Source organism: Oceanobacillus halophilus (genome assembly GCF_003628505.1).
GTDB lineage: Bacteria > Bacillota > Bacilli > Bacillales > Amphibacillaceae > Oceanobacillus > Oceanobacillus halophilus.
On record NZ_RBZP01000003.1, the window covers coordinates 166,825 to 186,736 of the forward strand.

Below are 19,912 nucleotides of genomic sequence, written 5' to 3' on the forward strand. Positions count from 1 at the left end.
CTCCAGATTTAATGCCAGTAAAGCATAATGAGCGAAAGATTGGAGTAATGGGTTTCTTTGCTATGTGGGTTGGGATGGCAATTCTTCTTGCAACCTTTGATATTGGGGCATCAGGGATCCAGAACATCTCATTGCTATGGGTTGTTATCGCGACATTAGTAGGTTGTCTATTGATAGGTGGGATTATCTCGATTATAGGAGATATCGGTGTGGAACACGGCATTTCCTTTCCCGTCTATATGAGAGCACCGTTTGGAACAGTGGGAACCCATATTCCTTCTGTTACGAGGGCTGTTACGGCATCCTTCTGGTTTGGGCTTAATACGTATTTTGGTTCAACGGCTATTAATGCCATTCTGAACATCATGTTTCCAGGTTTTGACAATTGGCTGTTATGTTACGTCGTGTTTGCGCTTTTTCAATTAATTAATACAGCTTCTGGAATTAAATGGATAGAACGATTCGCTGATCTTGCTGCACCTATTATTGTCGTCATTTCTTTAATTATGTATAGCACGCTAACTGCGGAAGTTAAAGCACAAGGGGAAGAAGTGTGGGCTTGGGTGGCAAGTCCGGTTACTGGAAGTGCTGCAGTTACAGCTTTCATGGTAGTTATTTTTGCAAACATGGGATTTTGGGCGACGTTAGGATGTGACATTCCGACAATCTCCCGACATTTCAAAGCACCGAAGTATGAGAGAAATTGGTTTAAACGAAATAAAACAACCGTAGTAGGCAGTTTGATTGCCATGCCATTGACCGAAGCATTTATGATCATGATTGGAGCAGCCGCATTTATGGTTGCAGGAACCTCTAACCCGGTTACTGCGCTACAAGAAACGGCCTCAGGTTGGATGCTTGCTACTTTATTATTCATGATTGTATTGACACAGTGGTCTACGAATACTGCTGCTAATGTATTGCCAGCTGCAGCTGTTTTCTCCAATGTTCTTGGACCGAAAGTATCTCATGGAGTTGCCGTATTTGTTGCTGGTATTGTTGGAACCATCATCCAGCCGTGGAGTGTCTTTGAAATACTCACACAAGTTCTCCTAATTATTGGTGCTGTCTTATCCGCAGTAAGTGGAATCTTGTTTGCGGATTATTATTTGTTAAGAAAACGAAGAATAAATGTTCCAGATTTATATAGAAATAGTGGGCAATATCGATTTAATGGTGGAATCAATATGGTTGGATTTATTTCATGGGCAATCGGTGGTGTTATTGCGACATTCTTTATGACTTACTCCTTTATCGTTGGCTTTGTCATTGCAGCAGTTCTTTACTATGTATTGACGAAATATTGGTACATTAAAAAATTCCCACAAGCAGAAATTATCGATCCGGATGATGATAAATATCTTGGCATTACGGTAGGCCGGGATTGGGTTATTGATGAGGAACTGGAAAAAGATGAAGTGGTAGCTAAATAAGTTAGGAGGTATCTCATTGTCAAGTTACCAAGATTTTTTAAGAGAAAAGCAACGGATTGATGAGTATGTGAAAAATGGATATAAAATTACCGCAGTTGTAGGTACGTTGGATGGAGATAGCGTGGAGCTGGAAAAAGAGAATACAGGAGAAAAGCAGTCCATCCTGCTCAGAAATGCGGACGCTAGAAAATATATCACAACATTGTTGATCAAGCGCCAACTTCAAAAACAATAAACATTGCAGGGAGGAGATACGATGGAAAAACAAAAGCTATTAATAAATGGGGAAAGACTCAAACAAACAGTGGAAGAGTTTGCAGATTTCGGAAGAACAGAAAATAATGGTGTCACCCGTCTTGCATTATCTGAAGTCGATATAAAAGTGAGAGATCATTTCAAATCTGTGTGTGAAGAACTGGGAATGACGGTAAAATGGGATGACATGGGGAGTATGTATGCAACCTTAGAGGGAATAGATAATGACAAGCCGCCAGTGGTTGTTGGCTCGCATCTAGACTCCGTCGAAAAAGGTGGTAGATTTGATGGGGTATTAGGTGTTTTAACAGGTCTAGAGATTGTAAGAACCCTGGTCGAGAATAATATTAAGCCACAGGTTCCTGTAGTGGTGGCTAATATTACAAATGAAGAAGGGGCAAGATTTGAACCTTCTATGATGGCTTCTGGTGTGATGTCTGGACGATTTGATAAAGGTGCCATGCTGAAGTCCACCGATAAGCATGGTGTGACATTTGAAGAAGCATTAAAGGTTAGTGGATATGAGGGAAGTAAAGAAAATCGTTTAAAAGAAGCAGAAGCTTTTCTGGAATTGCATGTGGAACAAGGTCCTGTGCTAGAGAATGGGTCTATCGATATCGGGGTAGTCGAATGTGTGGTAGGTATGTGCTGCTATGAGATAGAAGTAATTGGAGATTCCGATCATGCAGGAACCACTCCAATGCCAATGCGAAAGGATGCCTTATTTGCAGCGAATAACTTAATTAATGAAATACGTGAAAAGATGAGTAAATTGGATAGTGACCTTGTTTATACGATTGGTCGAATGAATGTAAGTCCGAATATTCATACTGTTATTCCGAATAAAGTTGTTTTTACTATTGAGGCACGTCACAAAGAAGCGGCTACTATCAGTCAAGTGGAAGACATTATTCAAGGGCTTAGTGAATCAGTTGGAAAAGAGAAATGTGAGGTTACTGCAACTAAGTTATGGGACCGTGACACCGTATGGTTTAGTGATAAACTAGTAAACTCTTTGGAAGAATCCTGTAAGTCATTGAATTACTCTTATAAGCGTATGCCTAGTGGTGCTGGTCATGATGCACAATTTATTGCAACGTATCTACCTGCTGCTATGATTTTTGTTCCAAGTGTGAATGGAAAGAGTCATGCGGAAGATGAGTTAACCTCCTGGGAGGATTGTGAAAAAGGCGTAAATGTTGTTTTGCAGACGGTTTTGGATATGACTACTAGTTAAGTAGTAGTGGTTGTTTCACGTTATTTCGGAGTTGATAGAAACTCTTGATTTATTTAATTCAGAATAGCTAGCTCTCGATTACACTTATGAATGTATTCTGCTGTCATTCGATACAGCAGAATACTACGCTTTCCACGGGCACGGCCTCAGCCTCCCCGCGGAAAGCGTAGTGTATTTCCGTAGCGGAGACAGAGCATTATTCTGAATGAAAGATATCCGCACTCTATACAAACAATTAAAAGCAACAACCTTTTTGTGGGATGGTAAACAGCGTTCCTAATCTATTAGTAGAGACAATTGCATGATGAATTTTTGTTAACTAATTGGATAGAATTCATACCTGCACTTCTTATCCCAACTGCTTCGTATTAGTGTATTCTTCCTTTTTCGATGTATATTGTAAAAGATAATATGCACTCAATGCCAGTTCTATTGCCTGTCGATTGATTGGTTCCATTAGATTTGTCCTTAATAACTCTTCTATTTTCTGCAGACGATGATACAAGGTCTGTCGAACGATAAATAATTGATTGGCTGTTTCCTTTTTGGAACCCATACATTTTAAATAGACAGATAGTGTCAACAGCAATTCGCTTTTCATCTCTCGATCGTACCTTAAAATAGGCCCTATATAATCTTGAATAAATTCATGTAATTTATCGTTATCGTACATTTCTAATAACAACCGATAGACACCAATTTTTTCATAAAAATATGTCTCTATTAAATTAGCTTTCTGAATGAGTATGACATCTTTGGCTTCTTTATAGCTGATAGGAGAAAATGCGTAATCATGATGGACATTGCTGATTCCGAATGTACATTTCTTCCCATTGAAAATGTTTATTTGCTGAATGTTTTTCAGTTCAAGGAGAATATCGCTGAATGACTTTGTATCTTTTTGAGCATCCTTTTGCATGTAAAAAGCAGCAATAATGGCAATTTCATTACGACCTACCGATACAGCCGGAACAAATCCGTTTTTGCGGAATAAGGATCGAATAATTATAGCTTGCTGTAATTTTACTTCTTCCCAATCGTCCTCTTTCGTACTTACATGATGGGAGTTCATATTAATTAGGAATAATCGATAGTATAAGTTTTTTGCTGGAGAGGGTAATATCTTCTGGACCTCTGTTGCATCCACATTTTTCCCTTTTACCATACTTCTGACAATCTCTTCCTCTTGGTTTTGCTTTCTTTCTTCTATTGTTTTATTTCGTAGCATAATTTGCGCAATGGCCAATGCCGCACGATCTACTACGGAAAAGGAAAACTCATCTAATGATTCAGACTTCATTTGCAAACATAGATATCCCCAGGTATGTCCAAGACCTCTAATTGGAAAAATCGTGTAGTGATCCTTGTCCGATACATAGCTTTTATAGGGACTTGGTTTTATGGTTTTTTTGATTAGTGTATGAATGGATTGTGTTTGGCTTTTAATCTTTGGAGGGTAGTAATGGGCTTTTGTATCATCAGAAACGAATAGGACAGGTGCATGAAAGTGTGTGTGTAATTCTTTTAAGATCTTTAATATGCCATTTGGCAATAAAGAAAGTTCGTTAATTTTTTCTGAAAATGTGTAGAGTTGGTTCAGCATTTGATGATGATGATTAACAATTACTGTGTGGAGGTCTTGCGTGATGTCTACGAATTTGACAATTTCGTTGAAGGTAATTAGTGGCAAGTTATGATCATTTCCATATTGAATGATTTCAGGTGCAATCTTTTTAACATGGGTTCCTAACTCAATGACGACACCAGCTACATTCTTTTTTACCAATTTGTCTAAGTGCGTAATTCCCTCTGGGGCATCAAAGGCAATTCCAGAACCTGTCGTGAGGATTAACTCCCCGCCATTAATAAATGACTCAATATCACCCGATTCTAATATATGTGTCCATTTAATTTCACGGTTTAATCCGCCTTTTCCAGACACGACGACCGCATTTTTAAATAAATCCCTGGAAAGAATATCTTTTACTCGAATACTCCATTTCTCCATCTATTTACCACCCTTCATATCGTAAAAGTAAAGCAGTAATTATTTGACACTATGTAAAATGATTCCATACGAAAAACATTATACAATAAATTATGTAATATACTAAAAATTATGTCAAATATAAATAGAACAAAAGTAACTGTGGTTTTGAAACTGGACATTTTGTTAATGCTTAAAGTCTGGAAAGGAGAAGGTATGGATGGAATCTGTTAAGAAAAAGCAATCTTTAGTAGAAAGGGATCGTCAGAATGTTTGGCATCATATTTCCCCTTATAGTGAAAAGAATCCGCCAATGATTGTGGAAGAGGGGATAGGTTCTTGGATAACGGACCATCAAGGAAATCGTTATTTGGATGGGATGTCAGGACTTTATTGTGTCAATGTAGGGTATGGCCGTGAAGAATTGGCACAGGCGGCTTATGAACAATTGAAGAAGATGGCTTACGTACCCATGACACAAAGTCATGAACCCGCCATTGAATTGGCAGAGAAAGTAAATGAATTGCTCGGTGGAGATTATGTGATTTTTTATTCCAATAGTGGATCCGACGCTAATGAAGTGGCATTTAAGATGGCCAGGCAGTATCATCAGCAAAATGGTGAGACAACTCGACATAAAGTCATTTCACGCTATCGTGCTTATCATGGGAGTTCTATGGGGGCATTATCTGCTACGGGTCAGGCTTTAAGAAAATATAAATACGAACCACTTTCAGCTGGATTTTTGCATGTTGCCCCACCTGATAACTATCGCAAACCTGAAGGAATGTCGATAGAAGAATATAATATACAGCGAGCAAGGGATATGGAAGAGACAATCATCTGGGAACAAGAAGAAACCATTGCAGCAGTCATCATGGAACCACTCATCACAGGAGGTGGCGTATTAATTCCTCATCCTGTTTATGTGGAAAAGGTACAGGAAATCTGTAAACGTCATGGTGTTCTGTTGATCATCGATGAAGTTATTTGCGGCTTTGGCCGAACAGGGAAAGCTTTTGGTCATCAGCACTACCAGGTAAAACCAGATTTGGTCACCATGGCTAAAGGTTTGACAAGTGCTTATCTGCCGTTATCTATTACAGCAGTTCGAAAAGATATTTATGATGCTTTTAAAGACAGTGAGGAAAATAGTCATTTTCGCCATGTAAATACATTTGGCGGCAATCCAGCCTCTTGTGCATTAGCATTGAAAAACATTGAGATTTTGGAAAAAGAAAATCTATTTGATCGCTCAGCTGAGGTCGGTGATCGCTTATTAAATGAACTGGCTGAATTACAGAATCTTGATTTTGTTGGGGATGTACGTGGATTAGGGATGATTGTAGGAATTGAAATCGTGGAAGATAAACAGACGAAGAAACCTGCATCAAAAGAGCGAGTAGGTAAGTTGATAGCAGCGTGTAAAAATAATGGATTAATCATTGGAAAAAATGGAGATACCGTAGCAGGCTATAATAATATTTTGGCACTTAGCCCTCCGTTATCCAGTACGGATGATGATATCGATTTTATTATTGCCGTATTGAAGAAAGTATTCAATGAAAACAAATAGATAAATATTTTATAGGAAACATAGGGAGGAGGATTATTCATGAGGATAGGGATACCAAAAGAAATCAAGAATAATGAAAACCGTGTAGCCATTGCGCCAGCAGGTGTGGATGCACTTGTTGGGGCAGGGCATGAGGTTGTGATTGAAAGAGGAGCGGGTTTAGGGTCAGGATTTACAGATGAGGTCTACCAAAACTCAGGTGCCCGTTTGGTTACTTCCAGGGAGGAAGTATGGAATCAAGATATGGTAATGAAAGTTAAAGAGCCTTTACCAGAAGAGTATATGTATTTTCGTGACGGGCTCATTTTGTTCACATTTTTGCATCTAGCTGCAGAGTCTGAATTAACAAAAGCATTAGTAGATGCGAAGGTGACAAGTATTGCTTACGAAACAATTCAGGAAAAGGATGGATTACTCCCGCTTCTGTCTCCAATGAGTGAAGTTGCAGGAAGGATTGCTACCCAAATAGGGGCCCGTTTTTTAGAAAAAACAAGTGGTGGAAAAGGAATCTTATTAAGTGGAATTCCAGGTGTCAATCGAGGCAAGGTCACGATAATTGGTGGAGGCGTAGTAGGAACGAATGCAGCTAAGATTGCTCTTGGCTTAGGCGCGGATGTAACGATTATTGATTTGAGTGCCAACCGTTTACGGGAATTGGATCAATTATTTGGGAATCAACTGCAAACCATGATGTCCAATCCATTTAATATTGCTGAGTCGGTTAGCGAAGCAGATCTTGTGATAGGCGCAGTGCTGATACCTGGAACAAGGGCACCGAAACTAGTAACAGAATCCATGGTTAAAGCAATGAAACCTAAGTCCGTCATTGTGGATGTTGCGATTGATCAAGGTGGAATCTTTGAAACGAGTGACCGGATTACGACCCATGATAATCCAACCTATGAAAAACATGGAGTTATTCATTATGCAGTAGCCAATATGCCTGGCGCAGTACCGAAAACCGCATCCCTTGGCCTGACGAATGTAACCTTGCCGTATGCTTTGAAAATAGCAAATAAAGGAATTAAGAAGGCCAGTGTAGAAGAAGCTATATATAAAGGAATCAACACAATGGAAGGATACGTTACTTATAAAGCTGTAGCAGATGCTCACGGCCTAGAGTACAGTAAAGCTAGTAACCTATTAAATATGAAACAGAAAGTATATTGATAGGAAAATGCAAAAGGATAGGGAGGATTTTGAATTGACACAAACAACCGTAAAAGAATTGAAAAACTATGTAGGCGGAAAATGGATCGAAGCAAAGACAGATAAAACGGAACCTGTTTATAATCCAGCGACTGGTGAAGTGATTGCAAACGTGCCGATCTCCACTCAAGAGGATGTGGAGTATGCGATACAGGTGGCCGAGGAAGCTTTTGAGTCTTGGAAAGAAGTAGCTGTACCAAGAAGAGCTCGAATTTTATTTAAATATCAGCAATTACTAGTTGACAATTGGGAAGAACTTGCAAAGCTAATTACAATTGAAAATGGAAAAAATTATACAGAGGCCTATGGGGAAGTACAGCGAGGAATCGAAAATGTAGAGTTTGCTGCGGGTGCACCATCGTTAATGATGGGAGAACAACTTCCGTCGATCGCAACAGACCTGGAGTCTGGTGTGTATCGTTATCCAATAGGTGTTATTGGTGGAATTACGCCATTTAATTTCCCGATGATGGTGCCATGCTGGATGTTTCCGATGGCAATTGTAACCGGGAACACGTTTGTTATGAAGCCGTCTGAACGGACTCCTCTTTTAGCTAATCGTTTAGCAGAGTTATTAGAGGAAGCGGGACTTCCTGCCGGTGTATTTAACATTGTCCACGGGGCACATGATGTTGTGAATGGCCTATTAGATCATAAGAAAGTAGCGGCCATCTCCTTTGTTGGATCACAGCCTGTGGCAGAATATGTTTATAAACGTGGTACAGATAATCTGAAACGCGTGCAAGCTCTAGCAGGAGCGAAAAACCATTCCATCGTATTAAGTGATGCAAATTTGGATAATGCAACGACGCAAATTATGAATGCTGCCTTTGGTTCTGCGGGAGAACGGTGTATGGCGGCATCTGTAGTAGCGGTAGAAGCATCCGTTGCGGATGAATTCATTTCCCTGCTTACGCAAAAAGCGAACGAAATTGAAATTGGTAATGGTTTAGATGAAGGTATTTTCTTAGGTCCAGTTATACGGGAGCAACATAAAGAACGAACTCTTAAATATATTGAAACTGGCGAAAAGCAAGGAGCAAAACTGGTTCGGGACGGAAGAAAAGATGAAGCAGTGAAACAAGAGGGTTATTTCGTGGGACCGACCATTTTTGATAACGTTACATCGGAAATGAAGATCTGGCAGGATGAAATTTTTGCACCGGTACTTTCGATTGCTCGTGTGGAAAATTTAGAAGATGCCATTGATTTAACGAACCAATCCCGTTTCGCCAATGGAGCTTGTATATTCACAAAAGATGGTGGAAGTGTTCGCAAATTTAGAGAAACCATCGATGCAGGCATGCTTGGGGTCAATATCGGTGTTCCTGCACCAATGGCATTTTTCCCGTTCTCTGGATGGAAAGATTCCTTCTATGGCGATTTGCATGCAAATGGGAAAGATGGATTGCAGTTTTACACGAGGAAGAAAGTCATTACGACGAAGTGGGTTTAATATAAGTATTCATAAAAAAATCAAACACCTCAGATGAAGCGGCAGGTGTTTGATTTTTTCCTTTTTCTATAAGGATGTGGATTTTACGTGATTTTTAAACTTTCGATGTAAGGCGCGTGTTATCAATAGGCATCTAAAAGAAATTGCTCTTTAGGAATAGGTTTACTTTTTCCAAATCAAAAGTACGGTCCCCTTGCATTTCATACCAATTTTTCATATGTTCGTGTTCAGGGTCATGTTTATCTTCCAGAACTTCCAACAAATAAGCATATCCACCTTCTCCCCCTACATCTTCAGGTGGCGTATCTCCTTCACCTTCCAGACAAACAGGGAACATATTGTCATAGTTCTCGATCATATCTTCTACTAGGATACGATGCTCCCAGTTGTCACCTGGATCGTAAATATACATAAATGACTGATGTTGTGGAATATATGCTGACAGGCTAGTGTCTGCAGAAATCCTTGCCGGTTGTTCTGGAATATGGAATTGGTGTAAATGAATATCCTCCCATTTAAAAGATATTTGAATGGCTTGGTGCAATTGTTCCCATGTGTAGTTTAAAGGGACAACCAGACGGCGCCAAATATCTGATTGGCCTACGTCTAAAGTAATTTTCATTTGTACCGCTTTTGTCTGCACAACTGCTTTTCCTGAAAAAGCAGTTAAATCATGGAACAATTCACGGTTAGGGTCGATATAATGATTCTTCCCATGCCCCACTAAAAAACGGCTTGCATGCATATTTAGTACTGGTTGGGCAATAGAATTCCTATCGAGATAATCATCCAAAAAGTAGATAGTCTCACACGATTTATTTAAGCGGGAAACCGTTGTTCGATCTTTTGTTTTGGTAAAAGAAATGGCAGGTGAGTGCTCGATAAACTGTTCGATAACATCTTCTTGAAATCCCTCTTTACGAAAGGTGATTCGAATGGATTCCCTAATTAATTCATCGAGATTTTTAAGATGTTTCTTAGTTAACCCGTATAAAACAATCGTATAGCGATTTTTATCATTTACGAGTACTAACGCCTTTTTCCGTTCCAGCGTTAATAAATTGGCATGCCAGGAGAAAAGTGGGTTATTATCTATTGGGGGTTCCGGTTTTATTTTTAAAAAGTCGAGTACTTTTTTGGTAGCTTGTATAAGCATATAGAAATAGCTCCTTATAAAATATAGTTTCTCAAATAATAACATCTCTTGGACAGACTGAAAAGGAATGCCATTCGTTCCGGTATAGGTTTAGATGTACTTTATTTCGGAAGTTATAGGACATGGTGGCTGCACGCATAATGAAATAGTGCCTTTTTCGATATGGTCATAAGAAAAGATAGTTAAATCAAAAAAATACTAGTAAGATAGACATTAAAATAGGGGGATAGAACAAATGACATTCTATGAGGAATTACTAACCGGCTATAATATCGATTTAAATCATTCTGGTGTAAGTGGAGAAAGGATAGCAAAGAGACTCGATGAAATATCCAGAATTGGGGCGGAAGAAAATAATGGCGTAACCCGCATTGGCTATTCACGCGAAGAAAAAAGAGCAAAGGAATTAGTTGCTGGCTGGATGAAAGAAGTGGGATTAGAAGTATCGATGGACGGTGCTGGAAATGTTTTTGGTAGATTAGAAGGTGAAAATAAAGGTCCTGCCATCCTGTCAGGCTCTCATTTGGATAGTGTACCAAAAGGCGGCAATTTTGATGGTCCATTAGGAGTTCTAGCTGCACTTGAAGTAGTGGAAGCTTGGAGACAAACAGGTTACACACCACCGTTTCCTTTTGAAGTAGTGATTTTTTCAGATGAAGAAGGATCCAGGTTTAATGCTGGAATGACTGGTAGTGAATCTTTTATGGGAAAAATGAAGAGTGAGGATTTAGATAATCTAATCGACCAAGAAGGCAATACGTTTGATGAAGTGATTAAAATCTATGATAGCAGTCGAGAAAAGTTTTTGAATCCATCCAGTAAAGAAAAGGATATCCAATTGTTTGTGGAAGTGCATATTGAACAAGGAAAGGTGTTGGAAAAACACAATCAGCCAGTAGGAATTGTGAGTGGTATCGCAGGACCAGCTTGGTTAGAAGTTACCTTTGAAGGGCAGGCAGGGCATGCTGGGAATACGTCAATGGAGAATCGAAAAGATCCAGTCATTGCTGCCGGGATTTTTGTCAGTGAAATCGAGGCTTTGCCAAGAAAAGTAAGTGAGATGGCAGTTGCTACCGTAGGAAAATTAAAAGTTTTGCCAAATGGCGTAAATGTTATCGCACAAGAAGTCAATCTTATGGTAGATATACGAGATATCCGTGAAGAAACAAGAGACAGATTAATAGAATTAATTTATCAAAAGGCTGAAGAAGTGGCAGATAAAAGAGGTATAGAGGTAACATGGAATCTCAACACTAAAATCCGCCCGCTCCCAATTGAAAAGAATTTGCAGGAGAAGTTAGCAAATGTTATGGATGAAATGAATATCGAACCAATTTATATCCCTAGTGGAGCAGGCCATGATTCGATGATTGTCGGCGAGGAGATACCGGTAGCAATGCTATTTGCCAGAAGCAGAGATGGGATTAGTCATAACCCAAAAGAATGGACGTCATTGGATGATTGTGTCTTGTCTGTACATGTGTTGAAGAAGTTTGTGGAAAAAGAGATGATAGAGAAGGCAGATTAAAACGAAACGGCCTCACTTCATACATGGAAGTGAGGCACCTTTACTAGGTAGAAGTTTCCTTTTTTAACTTTATTGAACTCGAGCAACCCTGGTCATTACAGCTACCGCTTGCTCGATAGCTTCTTTCGTAATATCCAAATGAGTAACAAAACGAATGGTATGAGTACCAAACCTGCTTGCAAGTACGCCTTGTTTCTGTAATGCATCAAGAAACTCATCTGAAGTATATCCAGTTTCTTGCACATTTGCTAATACGATATTGGTTTCAACGGTATTTTCAAGTTTAAGCCCAGATATGTTAGCTATTCCTTCAGCCAGAGTTTGAGCGTTCTTATGGTCCTCTACTAAGCGATCCGCGTTTTCCTTTAATGCGACAAGGCCAGGGGCAGCGATTATTCCTGCTTGTCTCATTCCTCCACCTAAACGTTTTCTCCATTTTCTTGCTTTTGCGATGAATTCTTCGGTTCCAGCGATGATAGAACCGACTGGGGCACCTAACCCTTTGGATAAGCAGAATTGAACGGTATCTACATTTTTGGCGTATTCTTTTATGGAAATACCTGAAGCTGCGGATGCATTGAATAGTCTAGCCCCATCTAAATGGACTGCTACTTGATTTTCTTGAGCAATTTGGTAGATTTCCTGCATATTTTCCAAAGGCAAAATGGCACCACCAGCTAGGTTATGCGTGTTTTCCAAACAAATTAAGGACGTTTCAGGAAAGTGGATATCGTCAGCACGAATGGCGTTCCGAACGTCTTCCGTATTCATTGCGCCTCGAGTTCCTTGAAGTGGACGGGGCTGAACGCCTGATAAAGCTGAAATTGCTGCACCCTCAAATAGGTATATATGTGAATTCGCTTCCAGGATGACCTCCTCTCCTGGTTTACAATGTGTCAATGCAGCAATTTGATTCCCTTGTGTTCCGCTTGTAACAAATAATGCTTTTTCTTTTCCTAGCATCTCTGCAGCGGTATCTTCTAACAAGTTAACTGTCGGGTCCTCTCCATAAACATCATCGCCGACTTCTGCACTATAAGCCATTTTTCTCATGTTATCCGTTGGTTTGGTGACAGTATCACTTCGCAAATCTATCATAATTAATCCTTCGTTTGATGAAAAAGTATTATAGAATAAATGTAAACCTATTTCTAGTTGAATACAATATAAAATGAAGTTCTATTTTGATGAATATAAAAAATAAATTCAAGAATTGTGCTAAAAAGACTACTATATAGTTAAGTGGGATATTCTTAGAGGGAGTTGATTAATGATGGGTGTTAAGGTTAAACTAGATGATATTATAGAGGGAATGGAATTTCAATCTGATGAAAGTTTAAGATTACTTAACATAAAAACGGGTAAAGTTATATTTATTGACCGTTATTTTCTGACACAAGCTGAAGATGGGGAGCCCTTTGACCATATGAATGACTGGATGCAAGAACAAATGGAAATAGCCTACGATGTCGCTAAGTATGTTGAAAATTATAGAGAACTGCCTACTTCTTTTGAAATCAATGAATATGAAATAATGGAAGACTTTTGCTATGAAGTAAAAAGCAATGGTAAGAGAGACCGATTGCTCCGTGCAATTAATGGTAGAGGTGCATTTAGAAGGTTTAAGAATACGGCTATTAAACTTGAGTTAATTGAAGACTGGTATGATTACCGTGATGAAAGGTATAAACAAATTGCGATTGCATATTGCAAGGGCTTAGGACTAAATTATGTAGAATAAGACGGAAGAGCTATCCAAAATGGGTAGCTCTTTTATAATGGACTATTTAAGTATTTATCCTATCAAAGGCTCCAAACTAAAATAATCCAGTGCCTCGTTAACATCGAGGATATTCGTTATTTTATTTTCTAAGCAATACTGGATGACTAAATCTCTCGTATCGTTATTTGTAAGCGAAAAACCAGCAGCATGCAGTAGCTTATCGGCATCCTCTCTATCCAGTTCTAAAGCAAATGCAAGAGCAATGAGTGTGTTTTTCTTGGGAAGGTAACCTTTATTGCTACGGATTTTCGAAAAATGCCTACGGTCGATTCCAGCTCGCTTATAAACATCTGGATCACGTAGGCCGGACTTATCAATATAACGAAATAATACTTGCTGAAAAGTTGGTTCTCTTTTGCTTTCTATGTAATCCTCTAATTCTACCTCTTTCGTTAAGTAATCTGCGTCGAATGCCTCATGAAGCGAATATAGGACTTCCTCCTGATGTTGATGAAGCTGTATATAATCTTCTATTTCTTTAAAAATTTTTTGATCAAGCATGCATCATACCTCCAAGAAAATGTCGCTTAACAGGCGACCAAATCGTGAAACTATTACATTAAGATTATAGCATAACGAAGGGTATAGGAGGTTGATTCACATGAACAGCGAGGTGACTGAAATCATTTTTTTACTTGACCGTAGTGGTTCCATGTCAGGACTGGAAGAGGACACGATTGATGGATTTAATTCTATGATAAAGAGTCAATCGGAAAGGTTTGGTGATACGCTACTCACCACTATCCTTTTTGATGATCAGTATGAGGTGTTATGGAATGGTGTAGATGCCAGTTCTGCTGTACTTACGGAAAAAGAATACTATGTTAGAGGTACAACTGCCTTATTGGATGCTGTTGGGAAAACGATTTTGGATGTTGGATACAGATTGTCCAAAACCACGGGAAGTCAAAAAACAGACAAGGTCATCTTCGTTATCACAACTGATGGGATGGAAAATGCAAGCCATGAGTTTACGTATGAAAAGGTGAAAAATCTCATCAACCACCAGCAGGATAAATATAATTGGGAATTTATCTTTATGGGAGCAAACATAGATGCTGCTCAAGAGGCAAACTGTATAGGAATAGATACGGATAGTGCTTATAGTTTTGAAGCATCAACAAAAGGCGTGGAAAAAATGTATGACTTGGTGAATGAAGCCATCACCCTTCGAAGAGATTAGGGACACATCTAATAATTTAGAGGAGAGATTTAAATTGAGTAAAGAAAAAGTGAAAAAACCATTTTATAAGAAGGTTTGGGTATGGATTGTAGCAATTATTATTGTTTTTGCTATAGCTAGCGGTGGCAATGCAGATACAGAAACTACAAGCGATAGTGAAGAAACAGGATTAGAGAGTAAGGAAGAAGCTGAAGAAACCAAAGACGATAAAGATGAGGCATCAGGAGAAGTCACAACTGCTAAAATGGGGGAAGCAACAACAATTGGAGATGTCACGTTCACGGTAAACGATGTAGAGGAAACCAATGAAATAGACAGTGGAAATGAGTTCATTGAAAATGCAACAACCGATGGGAAATTTGCTGTCTTAGATGTAACGGTTCAAAACGATAAGAATGAATCCATCACTATTGATTCCAGCTATTTCAAAATCATCACTGGAGATGGTGTAGAATATGATCCGAATACAGATAGAGAAGTGATGATGGCAATGGGGGAAGAATTGGATGACTTCTTCCTGGAACAAATAAATCCTGGACTCTCAAAAACTGGGAAAGTTGTGTTTGAAGTTGGAGGAGATGTTGATCTTACTAATGCGGTCTTAAAGGCTCAAACGGGGTTTTGGGGGACAGAGTCTATTGAGATAGCTTTGGGTGAATAGAGTTTGATAGTTTAAAAGAAGCTAAGGAAGGACGATTAGCATTACAAGCTGTCGTCCTTATCTTTTTTAGATTAATCTGATTCACTTATTTTAGATTCTTTTTTCTTCATCTCTGCAATAATATCATCATCCTCTGCGTTATCCCTTGTCACTTTCTGGGTGAGAATTGCACCTACTGCGACTAATAACATGACAGCCACGTAATATCCTTTTTCGTGTAATTCCATATCTGCATTGTAAAGACCAATTAAAAATAAGCCGACACCTGCTGCTAAGGTGAAATAGGCTAAAAAGGTAAATGCAGAAGTGTTTCTTCGCCTGTACCTGTTCATCCTTATAACCTCCTTGTTTCTTTTCTCTGATAAATATACTTAGCTAATTGACTAAAAAGAACCGATTTTGTGTCATTCGAAGGTTGGATATAGTTAGATGTAGATAAATAAATATTGTATTGTAATCAAAAGAATAAAATAATACCCACATTTCACAATTTAACAACATCTATTAATCACCCTAACTATGCTTTCAATGATTGTAGTTTTGTATTATAGTAGGTTCTGCTGTGAGGTTTTATATATATTACATACTTACATAGAAGAAAGGTTGGGATGAATAATGAAGAAAGGTTTATTGATATTGCTTATGGGAGCGCTATTGATTTTCACAACTGCTTGTGGAACTAGTGTAGAGGAAGAAGCTACGGACTCAGAAAATACAGGGGAAGAAACAAATGCAAGTACAGAAACAGAAGAGGCGAACGAAGCGGAAGTCGCAATTGCAGTAGTAGAAGATAGCTTGAAATATGCACAAGAAGAGGATTTGGACGGATATTTGAATACGTTTGTTACCGATGTTCAAGATGATAAACGTACAGTAATGGAAGAGACTTTTGCTAACTTTGATCTTGAATATGAAATTATTACTACCGATGTTGTCATTGAAAGTACGGCAACCATGGTTTTAGATTTTAATCTAAAAACAGTAGCTACAGATGTAACAGAAGGACAAGAATTTGTTGATAACATTGCAACAGTACAATATAACATGAACAAAGAAGACGGTGAATGGAAGATTTATTCAACAGAGATTGTTGAAGAGGCTCCGATTGAGGAGTAGGGATTTTGGAAAGCTATCCGGTTGGGTGGCTTTTTTAATATCTTTATAACTTCACTGCAACAGGACTTACCCCTTATTTCTAGCATAACGGCCAACTTCCTTAATCTGAGAAAGTTGGCCTTTTCATAAAGTAATCCTATTATTTGGGTATTCTAATTTATTATTTAAACAATACTCTTATTAGCCTTAGGCAACAACTCTGGTGGCAGTTCCTCTTTTAACCTCCATATAAAACTAATAGGCCTTTCACCAGAATGACTTACATAGTCACAAGTCCCTAAAAAAGTAAATGATGCTGTATATCCATTTTCCTTTTTATATTCTCTAACACACATGGCTATCTTATGATCTAGTGACTTATGATTGATATATCTTTGTGCCGTTTTACTCGTCTCCCGTAAAGTACTCTGTGTCTGCCAATGAAATAGTTTTTCATTTATTGCATAATCTTCGTATAATGTTGAAGGTGAGAAATCTTTCTCCGACTTGTTAAGCGTAGTGAAGAATATATCTAATTTTTTATCCTTAAAATGTTTAACTCCCTCTCTAAATGCAGGGCATTTCTCTTCATTAAAGTATCCTAGTGCAGCCATAATTTGTTCTTTAGAATAGGTAGAGTGAACGGTTAATGGTGTGACAAAGTCAAAATCATTATCTATTTCCAATGTTTTAATTGATTGATAATTAAACTCTAATATTTGGAGGATTTCCATTCGTATTTGGTCGTTTTCCAAAATCTTCTCCAAACCGGTTTTAATTGTAGAAAATCCTTCTTTTACTGGCTCTTTTTGATAGAAAGTATAATACAGCATGTTCACCATTAATTTTTCTTCTTCATTACTCGAATAAATTTGTCCATTTGATCGAACATATTTAATAAAGAAATCCAGAAGTTTCCTTAAATTCAATGGGAAAAGTTTGTGCAACCTTTTAACTATTTTCTCTTCACTTACGTAAAAGAAGTTTTCTGCTAAACCAGCTTCAACCAACATGCGTTGAAAGGAACGATTACCATTCTTCCCATAAAAATCATATAATGATAAATTATAATGTCTTAAAAATGTAGATAATTTAAGTTCCAATCCGGTATCTTGATTAAAAGTTCTCATCTTGTTTATCAAATTTTGTTTTGTATTGGTTGACGCTTTAATATTTCTAAGAACATATTCTTTTGCTTGCGTCTCTAATAAGATAAAACTACCTCTCGGCAAGTTTGAGAAACCATTATCTACATAATATTGTATGGAGTGCTTGGTCTTTCCTATAAGTGTGCGAAATTTCTCCTCAAAATTATAATTTTTATGTGCTTGACCAATAAAGTCTAAAACGGTTAGACACTCTTTTCCTTCCGCTAGTCTCAATCCTCTCCCTAATTGTTGGAGAAATACGGTTAAACTTTCTGTAGGACGCAGGAATAAGATAGTATTTACATCTGGAATATCAACACCCTCATTGTAAAGATCAGCTACAAATATAAATTTTAGTTCTCCTGTTGTTAATTGATGTTGCGAATTTTTTCGTATTTCTTTTTCTGAACTTCCATGTAATGCTACAGAAGGAATATTATTCTCGTTGAAAACTTTAGCCATATAGTTTGCATGTTCAACGCCTGCGCAGAAACCAAGTCCTTTGATTTCATCTATGTCGGTTACATATTTATATAAACTGTTTATAATTTGGTTACTGCGTATCTTGTTATTCGTATATACATTTTCTAATTCCTTTAAATCATATCCTTTTCTGCTCCATTTAAGTGTAGATAAATCAACTGTATCGCTTACACCAAAATACTGGAATGGACTTAATAATTTTCGGTCAATTGCTTCGGTTAACCTCATTTCTGAAGCAATTTTTCCATCAAAATACCTTGTTATATCCTGTCCATCCATCCTTTCAGGAGTTGCAGTTAAGCCTAATAGGATTTTCGGTTCAAAATGACTTAATAACGTTTGATATGATTTTGCTGCAGCATGATGAAATTCGTCTACAATAATAAAATCATAATAATCCTTAGTGAATTTCTCATGTAACTTCATACTATTAAAGGATTGGATACTAACAAATAAGTGATCAAGTGTTGCTGGAGTATTTCCTCCGACCAACAGGTCACCAAAATTAAAATCTTTTAGTATGGCCCTAAACGTATCTCTGCTTTGCTTTAATATTTCCTCTCGGTGTGCAACAAAAAGTAGTTTAGCGCTATCTCTACTTTTTTTCATAAACGTCTTATAATCAAAAGCTGAGATTACAGTTTTTCCAACGCCGGTTGCAGCAACAAGAAGATTCTTTGTTCTTCCAAAGACTTCTCTCTCTACCTGTAAATTCTCTAACATTTCCTTCTGATAATAATACGGCTGTATGTCTAAAGTAAACTGTACGTCGTTTTCTTCCAATTGTTTTTTCTTGCTTAATGCTAGTTTTAATTGGCTTTTACTTGATTCCTCTTCTCCATTAAATTCTTTAAACTCTCCATCATTCCAGTAACTCTCAAAGGTTGCTTCAAATTTTTTTATGATATCGAAGGAATCTTTTTCCGTTACTTTCATATTCCATTCTAATCCAGAAGTTAAAGCTGGATTTGATAGATTAGATGATCCTATGTATGCTGTTGTAAATCCAGTTTCTCTTTTAAACATATATGCTTTTGCATGAAGACGAGTACGATCAACATCATATGATATTTTTATTTCTGTATTTTTCAATTTGCTAAGTTCAATAACAGCTTTGTAATCTGTTGCTTCCATATAGGATGTAGTTATTACCCTTAATTTTCCACCGTTTTCAGTAAAACTTTTTAATTCATCAATAATACAGCGAATACCACTCCATTTTACAAAAGAAACTAGGAAATCAAGCTTATCTGAGGACAATATTTCCTTTTTAAGTTCACTAAGCATATCAGGTTCGTATCTTGAGCCAGTAAACAAAGTGCTTTCTGATATGGAAGTCACAGGGCGAATCGGCTTTTGTTTTCTAATTCCCCTAACTGAATTAATTTTCGAATAAATAGAATGGAGGACTTCTCCTTTTTCATCAATCTGTAATCGCTTAAATTCATCTTCATCAAGCTGGTAGCTTAAAGTGGTTATTAATTCATTGCAAGCTTCAATCTGTTTAATCAATGCTTCTTTGTCATCAGATTCTTTGTCTCTTACATATTGGAGAGCTTTTCTTGTTACGTTCGAAATATAAGAGGATAGATATTTTCGGGCCTCTTCAACATCTAATGATTCCTTTTCCAACTGAAACTCATTAGCATCTATTAACTCTAGCTCTTTCTTCATTTTCTTGTTGATAATCTCTTCATAAATCCCTTTTTTCATTAATGTCAC

Annotated in this window: 17 protein-coding genes; 11 read left to right on the top strand and 6 right to left on the bottom strand. The window is 37.7% G+C overall.

Annotated features, from left to right (window positions below):
• Positions 1-11: 11 nt before the first annotated feature.
• From D8M06_RS07140 to D8M06_RS07150, 3 genes are read left to right on the top strand one after another with little or no spacing between them, the layout of a single operon-like run.
• Positions 12-1,433, top strand: coding sequence for an NCS1 family transporter (locus D8M06_RS07140; RefSeq protein WP_421904208.1), 1,422 nt, complete (start codon positions 12-14; stop codon positions 1,431-1,433).
• Positions 1,434-1,449: 16 nt separating this feature from the next.
• Positions 1,450-1,668: a hypothetical protein gene (locus D8M06_RS07145; RefSeq protein ID WP_121203721.1), complete on the top strand. Its 219-nt coding sequence runs from the start codon at positions 1,450-1,452 to the stop codon at positions 1,666-1,668.
• Between the two features lie 21 nt (positions 1,669-1,689).
• Entirely contained in the window at positions 1,690-2,925 is a 1,236-nt protein-coding gene (locus D8M06_RS07150; RefSeq protein WP_121203722.1) for a Zn-dependent hydrolase, read from the top strand.
• A 349-nt stretch (positions 2,926-3,274) separates the two neighbouring features.
• Here D8M06_RS07150 and D8M06_RS07155 read toward each other — a convergent pair whose 3' ends face one another.
• Positions 3,275-4,933: a PucR family transcriptional regulator gene (locus tag D8M06_RS07155; protein ID WP_121203723.1), complete on the bottom strand. Its 1,659-nt coding sequence runs from the start codon at positions 4,931-4,933 to the stop codon at positions 3,275-3,277.
• 199 nt (positions 4,934-5,132) lie between these two features.
• On the opposite strand from D8M06_RS07155, the gene D8M06_RS07160 reads away from it, so the two are divergent.
• From D8M06_RS07160 to D8M06_RS07170, 3 genes are read left to right on the top strand one after another with little or no spacing between them, the layout of a single operon-like run.
• Positions 5,133-6,488: an aspartate aminotransferase family protein gene (locus D8M06_RS07160; protein ID WP_121203724.1), complete on the top strand. Its 1,356-nt coding sequence runs from the start codon at positions 5,133-5,135 to the stop codon at positions 6,486-6,488.
• A 39-nt stretch (positions 6,489-6,527) separates the two neighbouring features.
• Positions 6,528-7,658, top strand: coding sequence for an alanine dehydrogenase (gene ald, locus D8M06_RS07165; RefSeq protein WP_121203725.1), 1,131 nt, complete (start codon positions 6,528-6,530; stop codon positions 7,656-7,658).
• 34 nt (positions 7,659-7,692) lie between these two features.
• The gene (locus D8M06_RS07170; protein WP_121203726.1) at positions 7,693-9,153 is read left to right on the top strand and encodes a CoA-acylating methylmalonate-semialdehyde dehydrogenase; all 1,461 of its coding nucleotides are present in this window, start codon (positions 7,693-7,695) and stop codon (positions 9,151-9,153) included.
• A gap of 133 nt (positions 9,154-9,286) precedes the next feature.
• On the opposite strand, the gene D8M06_RS07175 is transcribed toward D8M06_RS07170, so the two are convergent.
• The gene (locus tag D8M06_RS07175) at positions 9,287-10,309 is read right to left on the bottom strand and encodes a plasmid pRiA4b ORF-3 family protein (RefSeq protein WP_158591751.1); all 1,023 of its coding nucleotides are present in this window, start codon (positions 10,307-10,309) and stop codon (positions 9,287-9,289) included.
• 235 nt (positions 10,310-10,544) lie between these two features.
• On the opposite strand from D8M06_RS07175, the gene D8M06_RS07180 reads away from it, so the two are divergent.
• The gene (locus D8M06_RS07180) at positions 10,545-11,837 is read left to right on the top strand and encodes a M20 family metallo-hydrolase (protein ID WP_121203728.1); all 1,293 of its coding nucleotides are present in this window, start codon (positions 10,545-10,547) and stop codon (positions 11,835-11,837) included.
• Positions 11,838-11,906: 69 nt separating this feature from the next.
• Here the strand turns inward: D8M06_RS07180 and ltaE are convergent, their stop codons facing one another.
• Positions 11,907-12,935 carry a low-specificity L-threonine aldolase gene (gene ltaE, locus D8M06_RS07185; protein ID WP_121203729.1) on the bottom strand — a complete coding sequence of 343 codons (1,029 nt, stop codon included), beginning with the start codon at positions 12,933-12,935 and terminating at the stop codon, positions 11,907-11,909.
• Between the two features lie 175 nt (positions 12,936-13,110).
• Between ltaE and D8M06_RS07190 the strand changes: the two genes are divergently transcribed.
• On the top strand, positions 13,111-13,578 hold the full coding sequence (locus tag D8M06_RS07190; RefSeq protein WP_121203798.1) for a UPF0158 family protein: 468 nt from the start codon (positions 13,111-13,113) through the stop codon (positions 13,576-13,578).
• A 54-nt stretch (positions 13,579-13,632) separates the two neighbouring features.
• On the opposite strand, the gene D8M06_RS07195 is transcribed toward D8M06_RS07190, so the two are convergent.
• Positions 13,633-14,121, bottom strand: a complete 489-nt coding sequence (locus tag D8M06_RS07195) for a hypothetical protein (RefSeq protein ID WP_121203730.1) — start codon at positions 14,119-14,121, stop codon at positions 13,633-13,635.
• 100 nt (positions 14,122-14,221) lie between these two features.
• Between D8M06_RS07195 and D8M06_RS07200 the strand changes: the two genes are divergently transcribed.
• Positions 14,222-14,803: a vWA domain-containing protein gene (locus tag D8M06_RS07200; protein WP_121203731.1), complete on the top strand. Its 582-nt coding sequence runs from the start codon at positions 14,222-14,224 to the stop codon at positions 14,801-14,803.
• 34 nt (positions 14,804-14,837) lie between these two features.
• The gene (locus D8M06_RS07205) at positions 14,838-15,464 is read left to right on the top strand and encodes a DUF4352 domain-containing protein (protein ID WP_121203732.1); all 627 of its coding nucleotides are present in this window, start codon (positions 14,838-14,840) and stop codon (positions 15,462-15,464) included.
• A 71-nt stretch (positions 15,465-15,535) separates the two neighbouring features.
• On the opposite strand, the gene D8M06_RS07210 is transcribed toward D8M06_RS07205, so the two are convergent.
• Positions 15,536-15,796, bottom strand: a complete 261-nt coding sequence (locus D8M06_RS07210; protein ID WP_121203733.1) for a YiaA/YiaB family inner membrane protein — start codon at positions 15,794-15,796, stop codon at positions 15,536-15,538.
• Positions 15,797-16,079: 283 nt separating this feature from the next.
• On the opposite strand from D8M06_RS07210, the gene D8M06_RS07215 reads away from it, so the two are divergent.
• On the top strand, positions 16,080-16,580 hold the full coding sequence (locus tag D8M06_RS07215; protein WP_121203734.1) for a hypothetical protein: 501 nt from the start codon (positions 16,080-16,082) through the stop codon (positions 16,578-16,580).
• Between the two features lie 164 nt (positions 16,581-16,744).
• On the opposite strand, the gene D8M06_RS07220 is transcribed toward D8M06_RS07215, so the two are convergent.
• Positions 16,745-19,903 (bottom strand): DEAD/DEAH box helicase, encoded by a 3,159-nt coding sequence (locus D8M06_RS07220; RefSeq protein ID WP_121203735.1) that lies wholly within the window; start codon positions 19,901-19,903, stop codon positions 16,745-16,747.
• Positions 19,904-19,912: the final 9 nt, after the last annotated feature.